The 25831-nt window shown below is 67.7% G+C and carries 20 protein-coding genes and 2 pseudogenes; 11 read left to right on the forward strand and 11 right to left on the reverse strand.

The genetic code is table 11. The annotated features are described in order from the left end of the window. The gene (locus PMI12_RS10140; protein ID WP_007831736.1) at nt 1-1083 is read right to left on the reverse strand and encodes an ABC transporter ATP-binding protein; all 1083 of its coding nucleotides are present in this window, start codon (nt 1081-1083) and stop codon (nt 1-3) included. Nucleotides 1084-1201: 118 nt separating this feature from the next. Further along, nucleotides 1202-2236: a putative 2-aminoethylphosphonate ABC transporter substrate-binding protein gene (locus tag PMI12_RS10145; RefSeq protein ID WP_007831737.1), complete on the reverse strand. Its 1035-nt coding sequence runs from the start codon at nt 2234-2236 to the stop codon at nt 1202-1204. Between the two features lie 187 nt (nt 2237-2423). Between PMI12_RS10145 and PMI12_RS10150 the strand changes: the two genes are divergently transcribed. Both PMI12_RS10150 and PMI12_RS10155 read left to right on the forward strand, forming a co-directional pair. Next, nucleotides 2424-2984 carry a phosphonate degradation HD-domain oxygenase gene (locus PMI12_RS10150; protein WP_007831738.1) on the forward strand — a complete coding sequence of 187 codons (561 nt, stop codon included), beginning with the start codon at nt 2424-2426 and terminating at the stop codon, nt 2982-2984. A 109-nt stretch (nt 2985-3093) separates the two neighbouring features. Next, nucleotides 3094-4884 (forward strand): ABC transporter ATP-binding protein/permease, encoded by a 1791-nt coding sequence (locus PMI12_RS10155; protein WP_007831739.1) that lies wholly within the window; start codon nt 3094-3096, stop codon nt 4882-4884. Here the strand turns inward: PMI12_RS10155 and queC are convergent. Continuing rightward, nucleotides 4866-5570, reverse strand: coding sequence for a 7-cyano-7-deazaguanine synthase QueC (gene queC, locus PMI12_RS10160; RefSeq protein ID WP_007831740.1), 705 nt, complete (start codon nt 5568-5570; stop codon nt 4866-4868). The two genes, PMI12_RS10155 and queC, sit on opposite strands and share 19 nt — an antisense overlap. A 233-nt stretch (nt 5571-5803) precedes the next feature. Here queC and PMI12_RS10165 point away from each other — a divergent pair, with 233 nt between their 5' ends. The 3 genes from PMI12_RS10165 to PMI12_RS10175 all read left to right on the forward strand — a co-directional run bounded on the left by PMI12_RS10165 (nt 5804) and on the right by PMI12_RS10175 (nt 9632). Beyond that, on the forward strand, nt 5804-7282 hold the full coding sequence (locus PMI12_RS10165; RefSeq protein ID WP_007831746.1) for an alkaline phosphatase: 1479 nt from the start codon (nt 5804-5806) through the stop codon (nt 7280-7282). 32 nt (nt 7283-7314) lie between these two features. After that, a complete protein-coding gene (locus PMI12_RS10170; RefSeq protein ID WP_007831747.1) occupies nt 7315-8847 on the forward strand; it encodes an alkaline phosphatase in 1533 nt (510 codons plus the stop codon). A gap of 113 nt (nt 8848-8960) precedes the next feature. Beyond that, nucleotides 8961-9632 (forward strand): hypothetical protein, encoded by a 672-nt coding sequence (locus tag PMI12_RS10175; protein ID WP_237726066.1) that lies wholly within the window; start codon nt 8961-8963, stop codon nt 9630-9632. A 3-nt stretch (nt 9633-9635) separates the two neighbouring features. Here the strand turns inward: PMI12_RS10175 and PMI12_RS10180 are convergent, their stop codons facing one another. Continuing rightward, on the reverse strand, nt 9636-10115 hold the full coding sequence (locus tag PMI12_RS10180; RefSeq protein WP_007831749.1) for a cyanophycin metabolism-associated DUF1854 family protein: 480 nt from the start codon (nt 10113-10115) through the stop codon (nt 9636-9638). Further along, complete coding sequence (locus PMI12_RS10185; protein WP_042673152.1) at nt 10112-12427, reverse strand: cyanophycin metabolism-associated ABC transporter; 2316 nt, start codon at nt 12425-12427, stop codon at nt 10112-10114. Before PMI12_RS10185 ends, PMI12_RS10180 begins: the two co-directional genes overlap by 4 nt. Before the next feature lie 139 nt (nt 12428-12566). On the opposite strand from PMI12_RS10185, the gene PMI12_RS10190 reads away from it, so the two are divergent. From PMI12_RS10190 to PMI12_RS10210, 5 genes are all read left to right on the forward strand, one after another. After that, on the forward strand, nt 12567-14819 hold the full coding sequence (locus PMI12_RS10190) for a cyanophycin synthetase (protein WP_237726067.1): 2253 nt from the start codon (nt 12567-12569) through the stop codon (nt 14817-14819). Continuing rightward, on the forward strand, nt 14816-17383 hold the full coding sequence (cphA, locus tag PMI12_RS10195) for a cyanophycin synthetase (protein ID WP_007831759.1): 2568 nt from the start codon (nt 14816-14818) through the stop codon (nt 17381-17383). The genes PMI12_RS10190 and cphA overlap by 4 nt, the downstream gene beginning before the upstream one ends. A 157-nt stretch (nt 17384-17540) precedes the next feature. Then, entirely contained in the window at nt 17541-17951 is a 411-nt protein-coding gene (locus PMI12_RS10200; RefSeq protein ID WP_007831760.1) for a hypothetical protein, read from the forward strand. 68 nt (nt 17952-18019) lie between these two features. Next, nucleotides 18020-18499, forward strand: coding sequence for a hypothetical protein (locus PMI12_RS10205; RefSeq protein ID WP_007831761.1), 480 nt, complete (start codon nt 18020-18022; stop codon nt 18497-18499). Between the two features lie 133 nt (nt 18500-18632). After that, nucleotides 18633-18887 (forward strand): hypothetical protein, encoded by a 255-nt coding sequence (locus PMI12_RS10210; protein WP_007831762.1) that lies wholly within the window; start codon nt 18633-18635, stop codon nt 18885-18887. 26 nt (nt 18888-18913) lie between these two features. Here PMI12_RS10210 and PMI12_RS28110 read toward each other — a convergent pair. Then, nucleotides 18914-19057, reverse strand: a pseudogene (locus PMI12_RS28110) (short-chain dehydrogenase); the annotation flags it as partial. A 38-nt stretch (nt 19058-19095) separates the two neighbouring features. On the opposite strand from PMI12_RS28110, the pseudogene PMI12_RS29385 reads away from it, so the two are divergent. After that, nucleotides 19096-19350: pseudogene (locus PMI12_RS29385) on the forward strand (LysR family transcriptional regulator); the annotation flags it as partial. A gap of 94 nt (nt 19351-19444) precedes the next feature. Here PMI12_RS29385 and PMI12_RS10220 read toward each other — a convergent pair. The 5 genes from PMI12_RS10220 to PMI12_RS10240 form a co-directional block, all read right to left on the reverse strand. Continuing rightward, nucleotides 19445-20362: a dihydrodipicolinate synthase family protein gene (locus PMI12_RS10220; protein ID WP_007831766.1), complete on the reverse strand. Its 918-nt coding sequence runs from the start codon at nt 20360-20362 to the stop codon at nt 19445-19447. 23 nt (nt 20363-20385) lie between these two features. Continuing rightward, nucleotides 20386-22122, reverse strand: coding sequence for an IlvD/Edd family dehydratase (locus tag PMI12_RS10225; protein ID WP_007831767.1), 1737 nt, complete (start codon nt 22120-22122; stop codon nt 20386-20388). A 4-nt stretch (nt 22123-22126) separates the two neighbouring features. Beyond that, nucleotides 22127-23158 carry a galactofuranose ABC transporter, permease protein YjfF gene (yjfF, locus tag PMI12_RS10230; protein WP_007831774.1) on the reverse strand — a complete coding sequence of 344 codons (1032 nt, stop codon included), beginning with the start codon at nt 23156-23158 and terminating at the stop codon, nt 22127-22129. Beyond that, nucleotides 23155-24189, reverse strand: a complete 1035-nt coding sequence (locus PMI12_RS10235; RefSeq protein WP_007831778.1) for an ABC transporter permease — start codon at nt 24187-24189, stop codon at nt 23155-23157. The genes yjfF and PMI12_RS10235 overlap by 4 nt, the downstream gene beginning before the upstream one ends. 117 nt (nt 24190-24306) lie before the next feature. Then, the gene (locus PMI12_RS10240; protein ID WP_007831780.1) at nt 24307-25830 is read right to left on the reverse strand and encodes a sugar ABC transporter ATP-binding protein; all 1524 of its coding nucleotides are present in this window, start codon (nt 25828-25830) and stop codon (nt 24307-24309) included. Between the last annotated feature and the right edge of the window lies 1 nt (nt 25831).

Consider the following 25831-nt stretch of genomic DNA (forward strand, 5'->3'; position numbering starts at 1 on the left):
TCAGTGCGCCAGGATGGACAGCGCATTCAGGGGCAGTTGGATGTGCACCATGCTGCTGGGCACCAGCGGCTCCTCGCCGCCGTAGCGCGCGTCGGCCGGCAGCTCGGCCTCGATCTCGATGCCCAGTGGCTCGCAGGCCAGCCGCGCCGAGGTGCGGTTGCCGAAGAACTCCGTGTCGAGCAGGCGCGCCGCGAAACTGTTGGCGCCCAGTTCGGTGCCGAAGCGCTTGACCACCACGTGCTCGGGGCGGATGCCCACGGTGGCCTGCGAACCCACGCTCAGGGTGCCGAGGTTGCTCGGCGTGCAGAACAGTTCGCTGTCGCGCACGCGCACCTTGCCCTCGGCCAGCACAGTCGCGGGCAGCATGTTCATGCGGCCGACGAAGCCCGCCGCGAAACGGGTGCGCGGCTGGCGGTACAGCTCGTCGGGTGTGCCGGCCTGCTCGATGCGGCCGTTGTGCATCAGCACCACGCGGTCGGCCATCGAGAGGGCTTCTTCCTGGTCGTGCGTGACCATGATGGTGACGATGCCCAGGCGCTTTTGCAGCGAACGGATCTCGCTGCGAAGGCTCGCGCGCACCTGCGCGTCGAGCGCGGAGAGCGGCTCGTCGAGCAGCAGCAGGCGCGGGTTCGGCGCGAGGGCACGCGCCAGTGCGATGCGCTGCTGCTGGCCGCCCGAGAGCTGCACCGGGTACTTGTCGGCGTGCGCAGCGAGGCCGACGAGGTCGAGCATCTCGCGCGAGCGCTTGGCCATCTCGCGCGCCAGTGCGCCGGTGGGATGCAGGCCGTAGGCGATGTTCTGCGCCGCCGTGAGGTTGGGGAACAGCGCATACGACTGGAACACCACGCCGAAGCCGCGCGCCGCCGGCGGCAGGCCCGCGATGTCCTGGCCGCCGAGCAGGATCTGCCCGCTGTCGGCGCGCTCGATGCCGCACACGATGCGCAGCAGCGTGGTCTTGCCGCAACCCGAGGGACCGAGCAGGCACACGAATTCGCCGGGCTCGATGTCCAGGTCGATGCCGTCGAGCACGCGGGTGGCGCCAAAGGACTTGCCGATGCCGCGGAGAGAAAGAAAGCTGGTCATGGTCGAAGCCCGTCAGTCAAGGAACACCGCGGAACCGGCTTCGCCGGGCCGCAGGTGTTGCCCCCGGTAGGGGGTTGGCGAAGCGACACGAAGTGCGCGAAGACTGGGGGCGAGCTCATCACATCGGCTTCTTTTCGGATTTCGATTCGTAGCGCTTGGACCATTCGGTGAGGATGCGGTCGCGGTTCGCGGCGGCCCAGGTGAAGTCGTTCTTGGCGAGCAGCTTCTCGACGTCGCCCGGCACGAATTCGAGCTTCTCCTGGATGCCCGGCAGCGCGAGCACGGCGAAGTTCTTCGCGTAGAGCTCGTTGGCCTGCTTGGTGACGGCCCAGTCGGCCAGCGCCTTGGCGGCGTCCTGCTTCTTGCTGGTCTTGATGATGCCGGTGGCTTCCATGTCCCAGCCGAGGCCCTCCTTGGGCAGCACGATGTCGATGGGGGCGCCGTCGCGCTTGGTCTTGTTGGCGCGGTATTCGAAGGACATGCCGAGCGCGAATTCGCCGGCGCCGGCCTGGCGGCAGGGCTTGCTGCCCGACTGGCTGTAGATACCGATGTTCTGGTGCAGTGCGTCCATGTACTTCCACGCTTTTTCCTCGCCCATCATCTGGATCCAGCCCGACACCATGAGGTAGCCGGTGCCTGATGCCGCGGGGTTGGGCATGGTGATCTGGCCCTTGTAGACCGGGTTGGTGAGATCCGCCCAGCTGGTGGGCTTGGGCAGGTTCTTCTTCGTGGCTTCGGCGGTGTTGAAGCAGATGGCCGACGACCACACGTCCATGCCGACCCACTTGGGCGGGTTGGCCGGATCGCGCATGGTGGCCTTCACGGCGTCCAGGCCCTTGGGCGCATAGGGCTGGAGCATGCCTTCCTTGTCGAGCAGCATCAGCGAAGTGGCGGCCAGGCCCCACACCACGTCGGCCTGCGGGTTGGCCTTTTCGGCCAGCAGCTTGGCGGTGACGATGCCGGTGGAGTCGCGCACGAACTTCAGTTCGACGGCCGGGTTTTCCTTTTCGAACGCGGCCTTGTAGGCCTGCACCTGGTCGGCTTCGAGCGCGGTGTAGACCAGCAGCTCGGTGCGGCCTTGCGCGGAGGCTGCGAAGGCCAGCGAGAACAACGCGGCGGGCACGGCAACGCGGCGGATGAAGCGGAACGACATGATGGGAGATCCCTCGGGAAGGAGTGAAAGTACGCGGACGAAAGTACGCACGGCTCGGCCGTGGACGCGGCGATGCTCGCAGTGCCGTGTGACAGGGGTTTGTCAGATGCGTCACACGGATGTCATGGCGCGGGACGACGCTTCACAGGCTGCCGCACGCGCTTGGCGTTTGCTTCGTTTCAACTCCATGACACTCGACCTCGCCGAGATCGCACGCCTGTTCGCCGAACGCGGCGGGGTGGCCTACGCGGGCGAGCCGGTCTCGCAGCTCGAACACGCGCTGCAGTGCGCATGGCTCGCCGAGCAGGCGGGTGCGAGCGACGCGCTGGTCACGGCCGCACTGCTGCACGACCTTGGACACCTGCTGATCGCCGAGCACCAGACGCTCGCGCAATCGCCCACCGAGCTGGGCATCGACGATCGCCATCAATACATCGCGCTGCCGCTGCTGCGCGGCGCCTTCGACGTGGAAGTGCGCGAGCCGATACGGCTGCACGTGGATGCCAAGCGCTATCTGTGCGCGATGCGGCCGGACTATTTCTCGAAGCTCTCGCCGGATTCCGTGCGCAGCCTTGCACTGCAGGGCGGCGTGATGGATGCGGCAGCGGCGGCCCGTTTTGCCGAGCATCGCTGGGCCGACGATGCGGTGCGGCTGAGGCTTTGGGACGAAGAGGCGAAGGTCGAGGGGTTGAAGACACCGCCGCTGGCGCATTTTCTTTCGACGACTGCGCGGGTCCTGCTGCGCTGACGGGTACTTTTTTTGCCCGGCGGCCGGGTTTCAGGTCCGTTTAAGAAACATTTGTCTACTATGGTTTCCTCATGATGTCCGGCGCACCTGCGCCTGCGAGGAAACCTGCATGTCTTCATCCGTCACGGCGCGAGCCGCCACGTTCGCCCAGGTCCTGAGGCGCGTCTTTGCGCTCGCGGCGCCTTATTTCAGGTCCGAGGAGAAATGGCGCGCGAGGACCATGTTCGCGGCGATCGTCGCGCTCAACCTGGCCTACGTCTACGCGCTGGTGCTCTTCAACCAGTGGTACGGGCGCTTCTACGACGGGCTGCAGAACAAGGATGCGGCGGTCTTCTGGCGCGAGATCCGCGTGTTCGTCGTGCTGGCCTTTTTCAACATCGCGCTGCAGGTGCTCAAGTTCTATGTGACGCAATTGCTGCAGCTGCGCTGGCGCAGCTGGATGACGCGCGACTACATGACGCGCTGGATGGCCAACCGCACCTTCTATCACCTCGAACTCGCGCGCTACGCGAACAAGGACGGCCAGACACCGGACAACCCCGACCAGCGTATCCAGGAAGACATGCAGCTTTTCACCGACTACACGATGACGCTGTCGATGGGCCTGCTGAATGCGGTGGTCACGCTGGTGAGCTTCGTCGGCATCCTCTGGGGGCTGTCGGGCAGCGTCGAATTCTCGATGGGCGGCACCACCTACCAGATCGTGGGCGCCATGGTGTGGCTGGCGATCGCGTACTGCGTGGTCGGGACCGTCATCACGCATTTCATCGGCCGCCCGCTGATCGGCACCAACTTCCGCCAGCAGCGCTTCGAGGCCGACTTCCGGCATCACCTGGTGCGGGTGCGCGAGTACAGCGAGGCGATCGCGCTGGACAGGGGCGAGAAGGTCGAGCACGGCCAGCTCGACATGCGCTTTGGCAGCGTGCTGCGCAACTACCTGCTGCTCATCAAGCAGCAGAAGAACCTGATCACCTTCACCTCGTTCTTCGGGCAGGCCGCGGTGATCTTCCCGTTCGTGGTGGCCGCGCCCCGCTTCTTCAGCGGCGCGATCCAGTTGGGCCAGCTGATGCAGATTTCGTCTGCATTCGGCAAGGTGCAGGACTCGCTGAGCTGGTTCGTCGACAACTACGACAAGGTCGCGGTCTGGCGCGCCACCACCGACCGTCTGACCAGCTTCGACGACGCGATGCGCGCCCACGCTGCGCAGGCCATGCCGCTGCAACGCGGGGAGGCGGCCGATCTGCGCAGCGACGACCTCTCTGTGGCGCTGCCAAACGGCACTTCGCTGCTGAGCGGCGCCGCGCTGGCCGTGAAACCCGGCGACAGCGTGCTGCTGCAGGGCTCCTCGGGCAGCGGCAAGTCGACCTTGTTCCGCTCCTTCGCCGGCATCTGGCCGTTCGCGAGCGGGCACGTGAAGATGCCAGACGGCGCGGTGTTCATGCCGCAGCGCCCCTACGTGCCCGACGGCAAGCTGCGCGACGCGCTGACCTACCCGAACCCCGCCGCCGATTTCACCGACGAGCAGCTTCGCAAGGCCCTGACCGACGCCCTCCTCCCCGACCTGGCCAGCCGCCTGGACGACAGCGATTCATGGAGCCAGAAACTCTCCGGCGGCGAGCAGCAGCGCCTGGCCATCGCACGCGTACTGCTGAAGAAACCGGCATGGCTCTTCGCCGACGAGGTCACCAGCGCACTCGATGCGCAGGCCGAGGGTGTGCTCTACAAGCGGTTGTCGGACATGGTCCATGCAGCGGGCGGCGCGATGGTGTCGATCGCGCACCGCGCAGCCGTCGGAGACTTCCACAACCAGCGCTGGACGCTGGTGCCGCAGGAAGAAGCAACGGCGGGCGGCGCGCGCTACCGGCTGAACATCTCGGCGGCTCAACCCGCCGCGGCGTAGCGCTCCCAGCCCTTCTTGCGCAGCTCGCAGGCGGGGCATTCGCCACACCCGTAGCCCCAGGCCTGGCGGTGCACGCGGTCGCCCAGGTAGCAGGTGTGCGTCTCTTCCACGATCAGCTCCACCAGCGGCTCGCCGCCCAGGCGGTGGGCCATGGCCCAGGTCTCGGCCTTGTCGATCCACATGAGCGGCGTCTCGATGACGAGGCGGCGCTCCAGCCCGAGCGAGAGCGCGAGCTGCATCGCCTTCATGGTGTCGTCGCGGCAGTCGGGGTACCCCGAGAAGTCGGTCTCGCAGACGCCGGTGACGATCACCTGCAGCCCGCGCCGGTACGCCAGCGCGCCGGCCAGCGTGAGGAACAGCAGGTTGCGCCCGGGCACGAAGGTGTTGGGCAGGCCGTCGGCCTGCATGGCGAAGGCGACCTCTTCGGTCAGCGAGGAGCCGCCGAGCTGCGCCAGCGCCGCGAGCGTGAGTACGTGGTCTTCGCCGAGGCGGGGCGCCCAGACGGGGAAACGCTCGCGCATCTTCGCGAGGACGGTGCCGCGCACGTCGAGCTCGACGCGGTGGCGCTGCCCGTAGTCGAAGCCCAGGGTTTCGACGCGCTGGTACTTCGAGAGCGCATCGGCGAGGCAGGTGGCCGAGTCCTGGCCGCCGGAGAACAGAACGAGGGCGGTGGTGTGCAGGGGCATATCCGTCAACGGCGAGGCCGCTGTAGTCCAAAGACGCGATTTTCGCAGGCCGCGCCCGCTGGCAGCCGGGCATGACACGCCGGCGAATTCCGCCGCCTTTCTTTTTTGAAATGGGCTGAACTTTCTCGGCGGATGTGCATCGTCACCGCCGAGTCATCTGACGTCTTTAGATTTCACTCCCAGAAACGGTGCGCGTCATGCGCACCGGTCGAACAACCACCTGAGGGAGTCGCATGACCCAACGCTTCATTGCCCCAGCACTGCTGGGTTTCTCGCTGCTGCTGACCGCCTGCGGCGGCAGCGGCAACAGCAACGGCTTTTCCTTGCTGCCGCTGATCCCGCCGCCGACCACTGCGCCCCCGGCCGCGCAACCCCAGAAGAACGTGCTGTTCTTCCTGGGCGACGGCATGGGCATCACCACGATGACCGCCGCGCGCATCTACAAGGTCGGCGAGGACGGCGACCTGACAATGGACACACTGCCCGAGACGGCCTTCGTCCACACCTATTCGAACGACGCCCAGGTGACCGACAGCGCCCCCTCGATGTCGGCCTACATGACCGGCGTCAAGATGAACAACGAAGTCATCTCGATGAGCCCCGAGACCAAGGCCACCGACGCCTCGGGCAAGGCCTACCACGTCAGCTTCGACAGCACCTGCCCCTCGGGCAACGGCCAGGCCGTCGAGACGCTGCTCGAGCAGAGCAAGGCCAAGGGCTATGCGACCGGCGTGGTGACCACCACGCGCATCACGCACGCCACGCCCGCCGCCACCTACTCGCATGTGTGCCACCGCGACGCCGAGAACACCATCGCCGCGGCGCTGGTGCCGGGCGGCGCGGGCTACAACGGCAAGCTCGGTGACGGCGTCGACGTGTTCTTCGGCGGCGGCACCGACTACTTCACCGCCAAGGAAGACGGCGGCAAGCGCAACGACAAGCGCAACCTGATCGCCGAACTGAAGGCTGCCAAGTACAGCTATGCCGGCAGCAAGAGCGAGTTCGACAAGCTGCCTGCAGACGGCGCCACCAAGATCGCCGGCCTCTTCACCAAGAGCCACATGGCCTACGACCTGGACCGTGACGCCACCAAGGAACCGAGCCTGGCAGAGATGACCGGCAAGGCCATCGATGCACTGGCGGCGCGCAAGAAGGGCTTCTTCCTGATGGTCGAGGGCGGCCGCATCGACCACGCGCTGCACGCCACCAACGCGCGCCGTGCGCTGCAGGACACCGGCGCCTTCGACGACGCCATCAAGCTCGCGCTCGACAAGATGCAGGCGATCGATCCGGGCCTGAAGAACACGCTGGTGGTGGTCACGGCCGACCACGACCACACGCTGCAGCTCAACGGCTATGCCGCGCGCACCGGCAAGACCGAGGCCGGCAAGCCGGGCGTGCTCGGCCTGGTGAAGGACTATGTAGACACCAGCAAGACCAGCAAGGACGTGGGCGGCAACCCCTACACCATCATCGGCTTCGGCAATGGCCCGCGCCGTCTCGCCACGCGCGGCCCGATCAGCGACGCCGAACTGGAAAGCAAGGACTACAAGCAGGAAGCCGTCGTGCCGATGGATGCGGCCAGCGACTCCGAAACCCATGGCGGCGCCGACGTCTTCCTCGGTGCTCAGGGCCTGGGCGCCGACAACTTCTCCGGCGTCATCACCAACACCGACGTGTTCGGCCTGATCAAGAAGGCGGTCGGCCTGTGAGGGGCACCCCGCACGCACCGATGAGCACAACCATGAACACGACCATGAACCGCATCACTCGCAAAACCCGTCTGGCCGCCGCCCTCGTCTGCGCCGCCGCCGGCACCCTGGCCGGCAACGCTTACGCCGCCGGCGAAGCCAAGAACGTCATCTTCTTCCTCGGCGACGGCATGGGCCCTGTCACCGTGACCGCCGCGCGCATCTACAAGGGCGAGAAGCAACTGGCCGCCAAGCCCGGCTCGCTCGTGAGCCCCGAGCGCGCCAACCTCGTCATGCAGTCGCTGCCCTACGCGGCGCGCGTGAAGACCTTCTCGCTCGACGGCCAGACCACCGACAGCGCGCCCTCGATGGCGGCCTACATGACCGGTGTGAAGATGCGCAACGAGGTGATCTCGATGTCGAGCGACACCACCGCCGTCGACAGCACCGGCAAGCAGTACATCAACGGCGAAGACACCACCTGCCCGTCGACCAACGGCAAGGCGGCCGACACGCTGCTCGAGCTCGCCAAGGCCAAGGGCCGCGCGGTCGGCGCCGTGTCGACCACGCGCGTCGGCCATGCCACGCCGGCCACCACCTACGCGCACATCTGCAACCGCAACGGCTACAACACCATCGCAGAGCAGAGCGTTCCGGGCCACCCGAACTACAACCCCAAGCTGCTCGACGGCGTCGACGTGCTGCTCGGCGGCGGCCAGCGCAACTACCTGCCGAAGTCGACCAATGCGCAAAGCAAGCGCACCGACAACGTGGACCTGGTGGCCGCGATGACGGCCAAGGGCTACACCTACGTCGACACGGGCACCAAGCTCAAGGCCGTCGACACGGCCGCCACGGGCAAGCTGCTGGGCCTGTTCTCGCAGAGCGAAATGGCCTACGAGCTGGACCGCGTCAAGCAGAGCCTCGACCAGCCGAGCCTGTCCGACATGACCGAGAAAGCGCTCGGCGTGCTCAGCAAGAACGACAAGGGCTTCTTCCTGATGGTCGAAGGCGGGCGCATCGACCACGCGCTGCACGGCACCAATGCCAAGCGCGCGCTGGAAGACACGCTGGCCTTCGACGCGGCCATCCAGACGGCGCTCGACTACATGAACAGGAAGGACCCGGGCCTGCAGAACACGCTGGTGGTGGTCACGGCTGACCATGACCATGCGATCGCCTTCAACGGCTACCCGAAAATCGGCAACCCGATCCTCGGCCTCGTCAATGGCTACGCCGACGGCAAGCCCTTGAAGGCGGCCGATGGCAAGCCCTACACCACGCTGGTGTTCGGTAACGGCGGCCGCCCCAATGCAACGCTCGCCAGCCAGACCAACCCCGAGGACGGCAACAGGCCGTGGATTGCACCCAAACGCGACACGGATCGCGACGACCAGACCGCGATGGACACCACGGACGACAACTTCCTGCAGGAAGTCGGCATCAACCTCGGCACGCCCGGCGCGGAAACGCACGGCGGCGGCGACGTGATGCTGTTCGCCGGCGGCGCGGGCTCGAAGAGCTTCAAGGGCACCATGGAGAACATCAAGGTGTTCAACAAGGTCAAGGAAGCGGCCGGACTGTGATCAAGCACACCCCCAGCCTTCGCGCACTTCGTGTCGCTTCGGAAACCCTCTTGCAGAGGGCGATACCTGCGGCCCGGCGAAGCCGGTTCCGCGGTATCCCTGGCATGGTGCTGATGGCCGCTCTGAGCCTTCCGCTGGCGGCCAGCGCCGCCGGCGATGCCGAGGCGCCCGACCAGAACCTGCGCATCCAGCACCACGTGATGTCGATCGGCAAGGACGGCGTGCAGCGCGACAGCCGCTATGCCGACCTGATGTTCCGCCGCGCCGGCACCGTGTGGGTCGAGCGCGAGCTGCCGCCCGTGCTGCGCGCCGACCATGACCACGAGGCCCGCGAAGGCAAGGTGCACATCGGCCACTCGCACGCCGACAACACGGCCGCGCCGCTGTGGCTGCGCCGCGATGCGGCCGGCAAGGTGCAGGTGGGCATGGTGCTGCGCGAGCAGCGCAAGGTGATCGAGGTCGACGCCGCCGACTACGGCAACGTCGGCTATGGCGGCTCGTGGGCGAATGCCTACTGGCTGGTCGATCCGGCGAGCCTGCCGCGCATGAAGCCGCTCGGCGCGGCTGGCAGGGGCGTGCAGCGCTACGAAGTGCAGCAGGGCGAGAGCACGCTGCGCATCGAGTGGGACACGGTCGGCCGCTATGCGCGCAAGATCGAGCAACGCAATGCGCACGGCACCTCGCTCAACGTGATGACCGCCTCGGCCATCGCGGCGCCGAAGACACTGCCGTGGAAGACCGCCGACGCCTACGAGCGCGGCGAGTATTCCGACTTGCTGGACTGAGCGCTAGAGAAAACGCTCGAGCAGCTTGCGCGACGCGCGGTCGAGCGTCTTCACGTCGGGAATGCGGAACTGCACGCCGTGCGCGCTCGCAATGAGCAGCGCGCCGCCTTCGAGCCGGCGGATGTCTTCCTCGGCCTTGAGCACGAAGCTGGTGTCGCCGCGGTCGGTGCTGATGGTCCAGGTGCTGGGCACGCCGAAGCTCGACACGCCGTGCAGGCGCAGCAGCGTGGGCGCGAAATCGCGTACCGCGAGTTCTTCTGCGAGCAGCACCCTGGCCTGCGCCGGCAGTTGGTCGACGCTGTCGATCCAGACCAGCTCGCGGCCTTCGCTGCCGACCAGCGACACGCCATGGCCCGGCGCGCTCAGCGGAAAGGCCCGCACGGGCGTGACGCCCACATGGCGCTCGCCCTGCGCGTCGGTCAGCACGAGGCGGCCGAAGGCGTCGCGTTCGAGTTCGAAAGATGGGGTGTTGAGTTCGGTCATGCGTCGCCCGCCGGATGTGCTGCGTGGCTGATGGCCAGGGGGGCTTGCGCACTGGCGCGCTCATTGGCGGCGCCTTCGCTCGCATCGTCGTCGCCCTGGCGCAGTTGCGCCTGGTAGAGCCGCCAGTAGGCGCCCTGCTTCGCCATCAAGGCATCGTGCGGCCCGACCTCGACCACTTCGCCGCGGTCCATGACCACGAGCCGGTCGGCCTTGCGCAATGTCGACAGCCGGTGCGCGATGGCGATGGTGGTGCGGCCCTGCACGAGGTTGTCCAAGGCCTTCTGGATTTCCTTCTCGGTCTCGGTGTCCACGGCCGAGGTGGCCTCGTCGAGGATCAGGATGCGCGGATCGATCAGCAGCGCGCGCGCAATGCTGATGCGCTGGCGCTCGCCGCCCGACAGGCCCTGCCCGCGCTCGCCCACGAGCGAGTCGTAGCCGTGCGTCAGCCGCAGGATGAAGTCGTGCGCATGGGCCGCGCGGGCCGCGGCAACCACCTCTTCGCGCGTGGCGTCGGGCTTGCCGTAGGCGATGTTCTGCGCGATGGTGCCGAAGAACAGGAAGGGTTCCTGCAGCACCAGCCCTACGTGGCGCCGGTAGTCGGCCACGGCGAAGCGGCGGATGTCGGTGCCGTCGACCTTGATGGCGCCGTCGGTCACGTCGTAGAAGCGGCAGATGAGGTTGACCAGCGTGCTCTTGCCCGAGCCGCTGTGGCCCACGAGGCCGATCATCTCGCCGGGCTCGATGGTCAGGTCGAGGTCGTGGATCACGGCGCGCGAGCCGTAGCGAAAGCCCAGCCCGCTCATCTCGATGCGGCCCTGCACGCGCGGCACCTCCCCCGGCTTGGCCGGAAGGCCGACAGGAACCGGCTTTGCCGGTTCGGGCACATTGCTCACGTGGTCGAGGATGTCGAAGATGCGCTTGGCGCCCGCGGCGGCCTTCTGCGTGACCGAGACGATGCGGCTCATCGAGTCGAGCCGCGTGTAGAAGCGGCCGATGTAGGCGATGAAGGCCGTGAGCACACCCACCGTGATGCTGCCGCGCGCCACCTGCCAGATGCCGAAGGCCCACACCACGAGCAGGCCGATTTCGGTGAGCAGCGACACGGTCGGCGTGAACAGCGACCACGTGCGGTTGAGCTTGTCGTTGACCTGCAGGTTGTAGGTGTTGGCGACGCGGAAGCGCTCGGCCTCGCGGCGCTCCTGCGCGAAGGCCTTGACCACGCGGATGCCGGGAATAGTGTCGGCCAGCACGTTGGTCACCTCGGACCAGACGCGGTCGATCTTCTCGAAGCCGGTGCGCAGGCGGTCGCGCACGACGTGGATCATCCAGGCGATGAAGGGCAGCGGCACCAGCGTAACCACCGCGAGCAGCGGGTTGATGGAGATCAGGATGGCCGCCGTCATGACGATCATCAGCACGTCGTTGGCGAAATCGAGCGCGTGCAGCGACAGGAAGACGTTGATGCGGTCGGTTTCGGAGCCGATGCGCGCCATCAGGTCGCCGGTGCGCTTGCCGCCGAAATAGTCGAGCGGCAGGGTCAGCAGGTGCTCGTAGGTGGTGGTGCGCAGGTCGGCGCCGATGCGCTCGGACACCAGCGCCAGCAGGTAGGTGCGCGCCCAGCCCAGCCCCCAGCCGACCAGCGCCGCGATCAGCAGGCCGCCGAGGTACAGGCCCACGCGCATGGTGTCGATCTTCTGCCCGTTCTGGAACGGGATCAGGATGTCGTCCATCAACGGGATGGTCAGGTACGGCGGCACCAGCGTGGCGGCGGTGGAGATCAGGGTGAGTACGAATCCCAGGATCAGCTGCTTGCGGTACGGGCCGGCGAAACGGCCCAGGCGCAGCAGCACCCAGGTCGATGGCGGGGTCTGGAGTTCGGCGTCGGGGGTGCCCTCTTCGCCGTCGGCAACCTCGACGGCCCCCGCTGTCTCCTTGGCGACACCGGCCGTTCGCTGGCCGAACAACTTGAGCAGGCGCAGCGCCGCGACCTGTCCGGCCAGGGTGTAGCGCCAGCGGGCCAAACGGCCCGAAGGCCCCGTCAAATCGAGGGTTCCCACCCCCGAGTGGTCGGACAGGCGCAGTTCCAGGGCTGCATCGGTTAGCGGCCACTCACGCCATTCGCCGCCCGGTTCGAGCGCGATCAGCCTCTGGTCAGTCAGCGCGACTAGGCCGCAAGCGAAGCGAAGTTGGTCGTCGAGGTCAACCGACAGTATTACCAGAACGTTTTCCGCGACTGCGAGCCGGTTTTTCAGCGCGTCTGAAGCCGCCTCTGTTTCGCCCTCCCGGGTGCCGACTGGATCGTGATGTTGCATTGTGTTTCTCTGACTCTTGCCCGTCGCGGGCCGCATGGACCGCGTCATGGCGCCCTTGGTCGGGCGCCGATTCTGACCGATTGCCATGGGCGCGCCTGAAGGCGCCGTGGTGCTCGGCCAAAGCACTTCGAACGTTTGCATGACCCGTTTCGACGACATCCGCCTGCTGCGCATCAACTATTTGCGCGGTCCGAACCTCTGGACCTACCGTCCGGTACTCGAAGTCTGGCTCGACCTGGGCCAGCTGGAAGACTTCCCCTCCAACAAGATCGACGGCTTCACCGACCGCCTGACCGGCCTGCTGCCGGCGCTCATCGAGCACCACTGCGGCGTCGGCGAGCGCGGCGGCTTCATCCAGCGCCTGACCGAGGGCACGTGGTCCGGCCACGTGCTGGAGCACGTGGTCATCGAACTGCTGAACCTCGCCGGCATGCCGACCGGCTTCGGCCAGACCCGCAGCACCTCCGAGCACGGCGTCTACCGCATGGTGTTCCGCGCCCGTGACGAGCAGGTCGCCCGCGTGGCGCTGGCCGAGGGCCACCGCCTGCTGATGGCGGCCATCAACAACGACCCGTTCAGCGCCGCCGACGTGCAGAAGGCCGTCGACGCGGTCAAGGCCAAGGTGGAAGACTGCTACCTCGGCCCGAGCACCGCGGCCATCGTGGCCGCCGCCACCGACCGCGGCATTCCGCACATGCGCCTGAACAGCGGCAACCTCGTGCAGCTGGGCTACGGCGCCAACCAGCAGCGCATCTGGACCGCCGAGACCGACTACACCAGCGCCATCGGCGAATCGATCGCCAGCGACAAGGAGCTGACCAAGTCCCTGCTCGCGAGCTGCGGCGTGCCGGTGCCCGAAGGCCAGGTGGTCGCCAACGCCGAAGAAGCCTGGGAAGCCGCCGAGGACATCGGCCTGCCGGTGGCCGTGAAACCTTCCGACGCCAACCACGGCCGCGGCGTGTCGCTCGAACTGACAACGCGTGAAGAAGTCATGGCCGCCTTTGCGGTCGCCGAGCCCGAGGGCAGCGACGTGATGGTCGAGCGCTTCATCCGAGGCCACGAGCACCGTCTGCTGGTGGTGGGCGGCGAAGTGGTGGCGGCCGCGCGCGGCGAGATCATCACCGTGACCGGCGACGGCCAGAGCAGCGTGCGCGACCTGATCGACAAGCAGCTCAACAGCGACCCGCGCCGCGGCGCCGAGGAAGAGTTTCCGCTCGACGTGATCGTGATCGACAGCGACGCCAAGCTGCAGCTCGAGCTCAAGCGCCAGGAGCTGGACGCCAACGCCGTGCCGGCCGCCGGCCGCGTGGTCACGATCCAGCGCAACGGCAACATGGCCAACGACTGCACCGACCAGGTCCACCCCGAAGTCGCGCACGCCGCCGTGCTCGCCGCGCGCGTGGTGGGCCTTGACATCGCGGGCATCGACCTCGTGGCGCAGGACATTTCCAAGCCGCTGGGCCCGCAGCGCGGTGCGATCGTCGAAGTCAATGCCGGCCCCGGCCTGCTGATGCACCTGAAGCCGGCCGTCGGTTCGCCGCGCCCGGTGGGCCGCGCCATCTGCGACCACCTGTTCCCCAACGACGCGCCCGGGCGCATTCCCGTGGTCGGCGTGGCCGGCTCGCGCGACACCGCCGTGCTGGCGCGCCTCGTGGCCTGGCTGATCGGCCTGGGCGGGCGCCAGACCGGCCTCGCCTGCCGCGACGGCCTGTTCCTCGAACGCCGCCGCGTCGATGCGCGCGACAGCGCCAACTGGGACGCCGGCCACCGCCTGCTCGTGAACCGCGCCGTGCAGGCCGTGGTGATCGAGAACGGCGCCGAAACCATCCTGCGCGACGGTCTCCCCTACGACCGCTGCGAAGTCGGCATCGTCACCGATCTCGACGGCTTCGAAGCCCTGGCCGACTACGACATCACCGAGAGCGACCAGATGGTCAAGGTGCTGCGCACGCAGGTCGACGTGGTGCTGTCCGAAGGCACGGCCGTGCTGAATGCGGGCGACCCGCGCGTGGCCGGCCTCGCGCCGCTGTGCGACGGCGCCGTCATCCTCTATTCGGCCGACCCGCAGGCGGCCGAACTCACGGCGCATCAGCGCGCCGGCGGCAAGGCCGTGCTGGTGCGGCAGGACCGTGTGGTGCTGGCCAACGGCAACAGCGAATCGTTCCTGCCCGGCCTCGGCCGGCTGACCGTGTGGCGCGCCACCCATGCCGGCGTGAGCCTCGAAAGCCTGCTGGCCGCCGTGGCCGCCGCCTGGGCAATGGGCATTCCGCTGAACCTGATCGGCGCCGGCGTGGAGGCCTTCGAGGCCGACCTGCAGGCGGCGCTCGCCTCGCTGCAGCTGTCGCAGACCCAGCCGCTCTCGTCGCAACACCCCCAACAGCAATTCGCATGAGAGTCACCCGCATCCGAGCCCTTCGCGGCCCCAATCTCTGGAGCCGCCACACTGCCATCGAAGCGGTGGTTGCCTGCCAAGGCGACGAGAACGCCATCAGCAAGCTGGCCGGCTTCGAAGCCCGCCTGCGCGCGCGCTTCCCGACCATCGGCGAACTGCACCCGATGGTGCTGGGTCAACCGCTGGCGCTGGCCCATGTGCTTGAGAACGCCGCCGTGGCGCTGCAGGCGCAGGCCGGCTGCGCCGTCAACTTCGGCCACACCTCGCCCACCGTGGAAGAAGGCGTCTACCAGGTCGTGTTCCAGTACAGCGAAGAAGCCGTCGGCCGCCGTGCGATCGAGTTGGCCGAGCAGCTGATCGAGGCCGCCCTGGCCGACACTGCCTTCGACGCCAACGCCGCCATCACCGAGCTGCGCGACCTCGACGAATCCGAGCGCCTGGGCCCGAGCACCGGCTCCATCGTCGATGCCGCCGTGGCGCGCGGCATTCCGTATCGCCGGCTGACCAGCGGCAGCCTGGTGCAGTTCGGCTGGGGCTCCAAGCAGCGCCGCATTCAAGCCGCTGAAGTCGACAGCACCAGCGGCGTGGCCGAATCGATCGCGCAGGACAAGGAACTGACCAAGCAGCTGCTCAACGCCGCCGGCGTGCCGGTGCCGCTGGGCCGCCCCGTGGCCAGCGCCGAAGACGGCTGGGCTGCTGCCAACGAGATCGGCCTGCCGGTCGTGGTGAAGCCGCAGGACGGCAACCAGGGCAAGGGCGTCACCGTCAACATCAACTCGCGCGAAGAACTGTTCGCGGCCTACGACTCGGCCGCCGTCTACGGCGAGGTGATGGTCGAGAAATTCCTGCCCGGCTTCGACTTCCGCCTGCTGGTGGTGGGCGACCGCCTCGTGGCCGCCGCGCGGCGCGATCCGCCACAGGTGATCGGCGACGGCAGCGCCACGGTGCGCCAGCTGGTCGACACCGTGAACCTTGACCCGCGCCGCGGCGAGGGCCATGCCACTTCGCTCACGAAGATTCGCCTCGACGACATCGCCATCGGCCGGCTCGAGGCCCAGGGCCTCACGCCCGACAGCGTGCCCGCGCGCGGCCAGCGCGTGGTGCTGCGCAACAACGCGAACCTGTCGACCGGCGGCACCGCCACCGACGTGACCGACACGGTGCACCCCGAAGTCGCGGCGCGCGCCGTCGATGCGGCGCAGATGGTCGGCCTGCACATCTGCGGCGTCGACATGGTCTGCGAGAACGTGCTGCGCCCGCTCGAGGAACAGCACGGCGGCGTGGTCGAGGTGAACGCAGCGCCCGGCCTGCGCATGCACATCTCGCCCTCGTTCGGCCGCGGCCGCGCGGTCGGCGAAGCGGTGATGGACACCCTGTACGCCCACGGCGACGACGGCCGCATTCCCGTGGTCGCCGTCACCGGCACCAACGGCAAGACCACCACGGCCCGCCTCATCAACCACCTGCTCGCATCGAGCGGCCTGCGCACCGGCATGACCAACACCGACGGCGTGTACGTCGACGGCCGCCAGACCGACAGTGGCGACTGCAGCGGCCCGAAGAGCGCGCGCAACGTGCTGATGCACCCCGATGTCGACGCGGCCGTGTTCGAAGTGGCGCGCGGCGGCGTGCTGCGCGAAGGCCTCGGCTTCGACCGCTGTCAGGTGGCAGTGGTCACCAACATCGGCAGCGGCGACCATCTGGGCCTGAACTACATCACCACCGTCGAAGACCTCGCGGTGTTGAAGCGCGTGATCGTGCGCAATGTGGCCGCCGACGGCTACGCGGTGCTCAACGCGGCCGACGTGAACGTCGCCGCCATGGCGGCCGGCTGCCCCGGCCACGTGATCTTCTTCACCGCCGACCGCATGCACCCGGTGATGGCCACGCACCGCGCGCAGGGCAAGCGCACCGTGTACGTCGACCAGGACACGCTGGTCGCGGCCGAAGGCTCGTGGCGCGAGCGCATTGCGCTGCGCGACGTGCCCATCACGCGCGGCGGCACCATCGGCTTCCAGGTCGACAACGTGATGGCCGCCGTGGCCGCGGCCTGGGCCGTGGGCCTCGACTGGGACACCATCCGCAGCGGCCTCGCGAGCTTCATGAACGACGCGGCCGGCGTGCCGGGGCGCTTCAACGTCATGGACTACCGCGGCGCCACCGTGATCGCCGACTACGGCCACAACACCGACGCCATGCGCGCACTGGTGTCGGCGGTGGACACGATGCCGGCGAAGAAGCGCTCGGTGGTGATCAGCGGCGCGGGCGACCGGCGCGACTCGGACATCCGCGACCAGACGGCCATCCTCGGCGAAGCCTTCGACGACGTGATCCTTTATCAGGATGCTGCACAGCGCGGCCGCGCCGACGGCGAAGTGATGGCACTGCTGCGCCAGGGCCTGCAGGGTGCGGCCCGCACCCGCCAGATCGACGAGATCCGCGGCGAGTTCGTCGCGATCGACGCCGCGCTGGCCCGCCTGCAGCCGGGCGACCTGTCCCTGATCCTGGTGGACCAGGTCGAGGAAGCGCTCGCTCACCTGGCACAGCGCATCGCAGCGGGCTGAAGCCCCTCTTGCCGGACACGTCCCACATGCAGGGGCGCGTCCGGCCCGGTCGACGGGCGCGGCTGTCCCACAGACCCGCAGCCCCCGGCCACGCCAGACTAAGGCTCCTGTCACGCACCTCATTGCAGGGAGGGCGTGCTTTCACCAAGGAGCCCGCATGACAACAACAGTTCGTTCCATCCTGTCCGCAGCGGCATGCCTCGCCGCCAGCGGCTTCATGGCCTTCGGCGCACAGACCGCCGGCGCGCAGGCGCCGGGGTCTGACGCCCGCATGCAGAAGGAACGCGCCACCTGCGACGGTGTACAGCAGGACCGCGCCGCCTGCCTGCGCGAAGCCGGCGCGGCCCGCCAGGAAGCGAGCCGCGGCGGCCTTACCAGTCCGAGCCCGGTCCGGGAGCAGGTCAACGCCCTCGCCCGCTGCGGCGAACTGCCGGCCGCCGAGCGGCCCGACTGCGAAGCCCGCATCGAGGGCGGCGCACGCACCACCACCGACGGCAGCGTGATGGGCGGCGGCGTGATCCGCGAAACCGTGACGCCGCTGGCGCCACAGACCATGCCGGCACGCTGAAGGAACCCGCCCTCCTCGGGCGCTTCCAATATTTCCCAGGTTTTCAAGCTCGCTTCAAGGAGCCATCCATGAAAAGCACCACTCGCTCAATCATCTTCACCATGCTCGCCGCCGGCGGGCTTGCAGCCGGCAGCATCGCCTCGGCAGCGTCGCCGCGCGGCGCAGCAGCCTCGGGCACCTACCAGCAGGAACTGGCTGTCTGCGGCCACAACGAGCAGGACCGCGCCGCCTGCATCCGCGAAGCCGGCGCTGCGCGCCTGGAAGCCGCGCGCGGGGGCCTGACCAGCGCACCCGACTACCGCGCCAATGCGCTCGCCCGCTGCGGCCTGCAGCAGCCGGCCGACCGCAGCGCCTGCGAGGCCCGCGTGCTCGGCAGCAGCGGCAACAGCACGGCCAGCGTCGACGGCAGCGTGATGGGTGGGGGCGTGATCCGCGAATCGGTCACCACCATCGTGATGCCCGCACCGGCGATGGCGCCGGAACCGATGCCGGCCCCGATGCCCGAGCCGATGCCCATGCCCCGGCCGATGCCCGCGCCCCTGCGCTGAGCGTCTTCGCTGAAGAAGCATCGCCAGGCGCTGCCGGCGGCTGGCGATGCCCTTACTGTCACAGTACTGTCATAAAAGGCGCAGGCCTGCTAGCTATAGTTCTCGGTCCCTGCCTACCGAGGAATCCTTTCCCATGAATGCCATCAAGGTCGCTCGCCGATTCATCGAAACGGACCCGGCCAACGAATCGGCCAAGATCCTGGCCCAGCTCGTGTTGGCTCTCGAGTCCGAACGCAGCTTCGAGTTGGTCACGCTCTACAACCTCGACTACAAGAGCTTCGAGCTCGCGATGGACATCCTGAAGGAATGGCGGCTCGACCGCTACTACGCCAGCAAGTCCAAGCTGTTCGACCTGTCGCTGCAAGTCACCGAACTCGAGAAAAGCTGAAGTCCGCGGGGGCACCCCCCGCGTGTTCAGATCAGCATCCCACCCGACACCTCGATGCGCTGGGCATTCACCCAGCGACTCCCCTCCCCGAGCAAGCCCGCGATCACACCGCCGATGTCGTCGGGTTTGCCCGCGCGTCCGAGCGCCGTAAAGCCCGCGACCATCGCGTCGAAGTTCGTGTGCATGCCTACGCGCGCAGCACCGCATCGTGCACTTCGCACAGACCCTCTCGCCGCACGACGCGGGTTGGGAACACTTCGACGCCCAGGGCCGCTACCGGATACAGCCGATGCGCTCCATCGTCTCGGTGAACGGCACCGACGCCTGCAACGCCGCGGCGGTCGCGGGCCTCGGGCTGATCCAGGCGCCGATCGGCGGCCTCCTGCCGTGCTTTGCGGCCGGCTCGCTCGTGCAGGTGATGCCGGCGTTCACCGCCCGCGCAATGCCGGTGTCGCTGGTGTACGTCAACCGCCGCCACCTCGCGCCGCGCGTGCTCGCCGTGATGAACTGGCTGACCGAGATCCTCGCGGCCTACTTCGCCCGGGACGGCGAACCGGCTATCTCCCCCAGCGCAGCACCAGCGGATCGAGCCGCTTCGCCGTCTCGATCAGGCCGGCGCGCGTCGCGGGGTGCATCGCGGGCAGCGGATGCCGCGGCGCCTCGCAAGCGATCACGCCGCCCTCCTTCATGAGCGACTTGCAGGCCAGGAGGCCCGCCTGCCGATTCTCGTAGTTGATGAGCGGCAGCCACTGCTGGTACAGCGCGAAGGCCTTGTCGCGGTCGCCCGAACGGTGCGCCTCGATGATCGGGCGAATGCCGTCCGGATAGCCCCCGCCGGTCATCGAGCCGGTCGCGCCGGCGTCCAGGTCGGGCATCAGCGTGATCGCCTCTTCGCCGTCCCACGGGCCTTCGATGGCCTCGCCGCCCAGGCGGATCAGCTCGCGCAGCTTAGCGGCCGCACCGGCCGTCTCGATCTTGAAATACGCGACCTGCTCGATCTCCTTCGCCATGCGCGCGAGGAACGGCGCCGACAGCACTGTGCCGCTGGCCGGCGCGTCCTGGATCATGATCGGGATGTCCACCGCATCGGACAGGCGTGCGTAGAACTCGAAGATCTGCGGCTCGGGCACGCGGAAGGTCGCGCCGTGGTAGGGCGGCATCACCATCAGCATGGCCGCGCCCATGTCCTGCGCGCGGCGGCTGCGCTCGGCGCACACCTTGGTGCTGTAGTGCGTGGTGGTCACGATGACCGGCACGCGGCCCTTCACGTGTTCGAGCATGGTGCGCGTGAGCACCTCGCGCTCCTCGTCGGACAGCACGAACTGCTCCGAGAAATTGGCAAGGATGCACAGGCCGTCCGAACCCGCGTCGATCATGAAATCGACGCAGCGCTTCTGGCTCTCCAGGTCGAGTTCGCCCTGTTCGGTGAAGGTGGTAGGCACCACCGGGAAGATGCCGCGGTATCTGGGGGTCATGATGTTTCGTTGCTTGCGTGGGTTCAATGCGAATGGCGCGGCACGGCCGAGCCGCGGCAGCCGACGAGAAAGTCGAAGTCGCAGCCTTCGTCGGCCTGCAGCACGTGGTTGACGTAGAGCTTCTGGTAGCCGCCGCCGCGCGTGCTCATCGGTTGTGCATCCGAAGAAGACAGCGAAGCGAGGCGCGCCGCCAGTTCCTCGTCGCTGATGTCGAGGTGCAATCGCCCCGCATCGCAGTCGAGCTCGATCCAGTCGCCGTCGCGCACCGCCGCCAGCGGCCCGCCGTCGGCCGCCTCGGGCGCGACGTGCAGCACCACCGTGCCGTAGGCCGTGCCGCTCATGCGCGCATCGGAGATGCGCACCATGTCCTTCACGCCCTGGCGCAGCAGCTTGGGCGGCAACCCCATGTTGCCGACCTCGGCCATGCCGGGGTAGCCCTTGGGACCGCAGTTCTTCAGCACCATCACGCAGCTTGCGTCGATGTCGAGGTCTTCATCGACGATGCGTGCCTTGTAGTGCTCCAGGTTCTCGAACACCACAGCGCGCCCACGGTGCTTCAGCAGCTCCGGCGATGCGGCAGAGGGCTTGAGCACCGCGCCGCGCGGCGACAGGTTGCCGCGCAGGATGCGGATGCCGCCATCGGCGATCAGCGGCTTGTCGAGCGGGCGGATCACCTCGTCGTCGAGGCTGGGCGCATCGCGCACGTTGTCCCAGATCGACTGGCCGTTGACGGTGAGCGCAGCGGGGTGCGGCAACAGACCATTCTCGCCGAGCCGGCGCAGCACGGCGGGCAGGCCGCCGGCGTAGTAGAACTCTTCCATCAGGAAGCGCCCCGAAGGCATCAGGTCGACGATGGTCGGCGTATTGCTGCCGATGCGCGTCCAGTCCTCCAGCTCCAGCTCGACGCCGATGCGCCCCGCGATCGCCTTCAGGTGGATCACTGCATTGGTCGATCCGCCGATGGCCGCGTTCACGCGAATGGCGTTCTCGAAGGCCTCGCGCGTGAGGATCTTCGACAGCGTGAGCCCCTCCTTCGCCATCTCCACCGCGCGCATGCCCGACATCTGCGCGAGCACGTAGCGCCGCGCATCGACCGCCGGAATCGCCGCGTTGTGCGGCAGCGAGGTACCGAGCGCCTCGGCCATGCAGGCCATCGTCGAGGCCGTGCCCATCGTGTTGCAGGTGCCCGCCGAGCGCGACATGCCGCCCTCGGCCGAGAGGAACTGGTGCAGGTTGATCTCGCCCGCTTTCAGCGACTCGTGCAGCTGCCACACGGCCGTGCCCGAACCGATGTTCTTGCCCTCGAGCTTGCCGTTGAGCATCGGCCCGCCCGTGACCACGATGGCAGGGATGTCGCAGCTCGCCGCCCCCATCAGCAGCGCGGGCGTGGTCTTGTCGCAGCCCGTGAGCAGCACCACCGCGTCGACGGGGTTGCCACGGATGGCTTCTTCGACGTCCATGCTCGCGAGGTTGCGCGTGAGCATCGCGGTGGGCCGCAGGTTCGACTCGCCGTTGGAGAAAACAGGGAACTCCACCGGAAAGCCGCCCGCCTCCGAGATGCCGCGCTTCACGTGCTCGGCGATCTTGCGGAAGTGCGCGTTGCACGGCGTGAGTTCCGACCAGGTGTTGCAGATGCCGATGATCGGGCGGCCATCGAACTCATGGTCCGGGATGCCCTGGTTCTTCATCCAGCTGCGGTACATGAAGCCGTTCTTGTCGGCGGAGCCGAACCATTCGGTCGAGCGCAGTTTTTTTGTCATTGAGTCAGCGGCGCGGAGTGCGCGAGGTGAAAAAGCGTTGCAACAAACAGAAAACGAACAGCAGCGCGCCGACCACGATGCGGGTCCACCACGAGCTCAGCGTGCCGTCGAATGAAATGAGGGTCTGGATGATCCCGAGCATCAGCACGCCGAACAGCGTGCCCGCCACATAGCCCACGCCGCCCGTGAGCAGCGTGCCGCCGATCACCACCGCCGCGATGGCGTCGAGCTCCAGCCCGATGGCATGCAGCCCGTAGCCCGAGAGCATGTAGAAGGTGAAGATCACGCCCGCCAGTGCCGAGCAGAAGCCCGAGAGCGTGTACACGCCGACCAGCGTGCGGCGTACCGGCAGGCCCATCAGCATCGCCGAATTCTCGCTGCCGCCGATGGCGTACACCGCGCGGCCGAAGGGCGTGCAATGCGCGATGAAGATCGCCGCCAGCAGCACCACGACGGCGATCACCGCGCTGATCGACACCGAGGCCTCGCCCCAGATCGGAATGCGGATCTGCGAGACCTCCGAGTAGAACTCGTTGGTGATGCTGATCGAGTCGATGCTGATCAGGTAGCACAGCCCCCGCGCCAGGAACATGCCGGCCAGCGTGACGATGAAAGGCTGCAGCCGGAAGCGCTCGATGAGCAGCCCCATGAACGCGCCGAAAGCCGTGCCCATCGCCAGCACCAGCGGAATCACGATGCCGGGGCTCCAGCCGTGCTTCTCGACCAGCGAGGCCGAGACCATGGTGGTCAGCGCGATCACCGAGCCCACCGACAGATCGATGCCGCCCGAAAGGATCACGAAGGTCATGCCCACGGCCACGACGATCAGGAAGGCGTTGTCGATCAGCAGGTTGAGGAACACCTGCGCCGAGAAGAAGCCATCGTAGAAAACAGAACCCAGCGTAGCCACCAGCACGAACAGCGAAATCGTCGCCGCCAACGGCAGGTACTTTGGATTGAGCCCTCCCCTCTTGCCGCCTCTCCCGCTTGCGGAAGAGGGCTGGGGTGAGGGTCCCGTATCGATCACCGCGCTCATGCCCGCCCCTCTTCATGCACCGGCCGCTGCGCCAGCGCCCGCACTTGCGACCTGAACTCCGGCGACTGCAGCAGCATCACGGCAAACACCACACCCGCCTTCACGACAAGGTTGATCTCCGGCGGCACCCCCAGCGAATAGATCGCATAGGTCAGCGTCTGGATGATCAGCGCGCCGATCACGCTGCCCACGAGGCTGAAGCGCCCGCCGGTCAGCGCCGTGCCACCCAGCGTCACCGCCAGGATCGCGTCGAGCTCGATGAGCTGCCCCGCGTTGTTGCCGTCCGCGCTCTTCACGTTGGAGCTGATGAGCAAGCCCGCCACACCCGCGCAGGCACCGCAGAACGCATACGCACCGACGATCAGCCGCCGCGCCTGCACGCCCGCCACGCGCGCCGCCGTCGGGTTGATCCCCACTGCCTGGATGAACAGGCCCAGCGCCGTGCGCGTGATCGCCAGGTACAGCAGCACGAACACCGCCGCCACGATGAACAGCGAGAACGGCAGCCCGAGAAGGTAGCCGCTGCCGAGGAAGAAGAAGGGCTTGTAGTAGATCGTGATGATCTGCCCGTCGGCAATGAGCTGCGCGATGCCTCGCCCCGCCACCATGAGGATCAGCGTCGCGATGATCGGCTGCATGCCGACCTTGGCGACCAGCAGCCCGTTCCACAGCCCGCACAGCAATGCGATGCCGATGGCCGCGAGGATGGCGAGCGGCATCGGGAAGCGGCTCACGTCATTGGCCACCGAGCCGCCGATCATCCAGGCCGCGAGCGCCGCCGCGATGGCCACCACCGCGCCCACCGAGATGTCGATGCCGCGCGTCGCGATCACGAGCGTCATGCCCAGCGACACGAGCACCAGAGGCGCCGCGCGGTTCAGGATGTCGATCAGGCTGCCGTACAGATGGCCTTCGCGCCATTCGAGATGCAGGAAGCTGGTGTTGAAGGCGATGTTCACCGCGAGCAGCAGGAACAATGTGACGAGAGGCCAGGCGAGGCGGTGGCTCATGAAGGATGAAAGGCGGTTCATGTCAAAGCGCTTCTTTGATGCGGGAGATACCGCGGAACCGGCTTTGCCGGGCCGCTGGTGTCGCCCCCGGAAGGGGGTTGGCGAAGCGACACGAAGTGCGCGAAGACTGGGGGAGAGTCATGTTGTCGCTGCAATCATTTCGTAGACCTCGTCCTCCGTCGAGCCGCCCGGCAGCTCGCCCACCTTCTGCCGATCCCGCAGCACCACGATGCGGTGCGCCACGCGCACCACCTCGCTCATTTCCGACGAGATGAAGATCACCGCCATGCCCGCCTTCGCGAGCCGCAGGATCTCTTCCATGATCTCCTGCTTGGCCGCCACGTCGATGCCGCGCGTGGGCTCGTCGAGGATCAACAGGCGCGGCTCGGTCGCGAGCCAGCGCGCGATCATGGCCTTCTGCTGGTTGCCGCCCGACAGCAGCCCGATGGGCGTTTCGACGCTCGCGGCCTTGATGCCGAGCGACTTCACGAAGCGCTCGGCCATCTCGGTCTGCTCGGCATGCGACAGGAAGCGCCGCGTGCCCAGGCGCGCCTGCAGCGCCAGCGCGATGTTCTCGCGCACCGACAGCTCGGCAACGATGCCATCGGTCTTGCGTTCTTCGGGACACAGCGCAAGACCTTCGCGAATGGCATCGGCCGGGTTCGAGAAGCTCATGGTGCGGCCATCGACCTTGAGCACGCCGCGGTCCGGCAACTCCAGCCCGAACAGCAGCCTTGCGAGTTCCGTGCGGCCCGCGCCCAGCAGGCCCGCGATGCCGACGACTTCGCCGGCACGCACACGCAAATCCGTCGCCTGCAACTGGCCCGCCTGCCCCAATCCTTCGGTCTGCAGCAATGCGGGTGCGGCCTCATCGAACGAAGGCAAGGCGGCGGGACGCGCCGACTGCGCCGCCAGCTCACGCCCGAGCATCGCTGCGATCAACGCCTGCGGCCCCAGGTCTGCGGCACGCCACTCGCCGATCCAGCTGCCGTTGCGCAGCACCGTGATGCGGTCCGACACCGCATACATCTGGTTGAAAAAGTGCGTCACGAAGACGATGGCCAGCCCTTCGCCGCGCAGGCGCCGCAGCACCTCGAACAGCTTTTCCACCTCGTCGTCGTCCAGGCTCGACGTCGGCTCGTCGAGGATCAGCACCTTCGACGACACGCCCAGCGCACGCGCAATCGCCACCATCTGCTGCACCGCCACCGAGTAGCTCGACAGCAGCCGCGTCACGTCGATGTCGAGCCCGATGCGCCCCAGCAGCTCTTCGGCGCGGCGGTTCACCGCGGCCCAGTCGATGCGAAAGCCCTGCGCCGCGCCGCAACGCGGATAGCGCCCCGCGAACACGTTCTCCGCCACCGACAGGTTCGGGCACAGGTTCACCTCCTGGTAGACCGTGCTGATGCCCAGCTTCTGCGCGTCGAGCGGCGAGTGCGGCTGGATCGGCTGGCCGTCGAGGAACATCTCGCCGCCGCTCGACGGCAGCACGCCCGTCAGCACCTTGATCAGCGTCGACTTGCCCGCGCCGTTCTGCCCCATCAGCGCATGGATCTCGCCCGGGTACAGGTTGAGCCGTACGTCGCGCAGTACCTGGATGCTGCCGAACTGCTTGTGGATGCCCCGAAGCTCGAGCACGGGGCTGAGGCTGCCGTCTGTCATG

Source organism: Variovorax sp. CF313, from assembly GCF_000282635.1.
In the GTDB taxonomy this organism is placed as follows: domain Bacteria; phylum Pseudomonadota; class Gammaproteobacteria; order Burkholderiales; family Burkholderiaceae_C; genus Variovorax.